1 protein-coding gene is annotated in these 1,015 nt (G+C 44.8%); it reads left to right on the forward strand.

Translation table 11 applies throughout. The annotated features are described in order from the left end of the window. Nucleotides 1-403: 403 nt before the first annotated feature. On the forward strand, nucleotides 404-1,015 hold a 612-nt coding region (locus A3766_RS05190; protein WP_068641839.1), incomplete at its 3' end, for an alpha/beta hydrolase.

Below are 1,015 nucleotides of genomic sequence, written 5' to 3' on the forward strand. Positions count from 1 at the left end.
CCAGCAGCTAAACTGATGACTAAACCAGCTCCCACCAAAGATAGGCTGCGATTCAAGTTTGAAAGATTTGTTTTTGCTGCATTCAGCATTTGAAATGTATTGAGTTCGGGTTTCATTTTTTCTTCCTAAAACAAGCAACAGAGCGCCTTGCACTTTTCGTCATAACTACAACATTTGCCACTTATGCCACCATAAGCACCAATAATTTACTCAAGATCAGGAAAGGCTTTAATTCAGTGTAGACATAATTCTCGCTTTGCCAGCTTTACAAGCAAGGTATAAGGTTAAACAATGTCAAATACGCAGGTTTATCATTAATTTTGTCCACTGCGTCACACGAGTTACCCATACTACCTATTAAAACTATCTTTTTCACCTATTGGATAATTAAGGATTTCATCACATGCCCCTATTAGACTGTATTGAGCGACAAACTGCTGACACGGTATCAGCAAGTATTATTTGGCTGCACGGCCTCGGGGCAAATGGAAACGACTTTGTACCTATCGTCGAGGAATTAGCGCTACCGGAAGGCTTAGGTATACGCTTTATATTTCCAAATGCCTCGGAAATCCCCATCACGGTTAATGCTGGCTATATCATGCCCGCCTGGTATGACATTCTTGAACTGACTGAAGAGCGCGTGATAAACCACGAACAATTGCAAAGTTCGGTGAAGAATATCCAAACGCTGATCGATAGGGAAATCGAGCGAGGCATCAAGAGCGAACGAATCATTGTAATGGGCTTTTCGCAGGGTGGAGCCGTGGCCTACCATGCAGCCTTAACTTACCCCAGCCCCCTTGCAGCACTGGCAGGCTTGTCGACCTATTTTCCACAAGAAGATAGCTTTGATACCGCGCCCGCGAATAGCCAGCTGCCAGTATTAATCTGCCACGGCACTCATGACCCAATGGTCGTGGAAAGGCAAGGTAAAAAAGCGGCGGCGATTCTTGAAGCGCGAGGCCACACAGTGCAATATCTAAACTACCCGATGGAACACGAAGTTTGTCTA

It is taken from the genome of Oleiphilus sp. HI0132, from assembly GCF_001635845.1.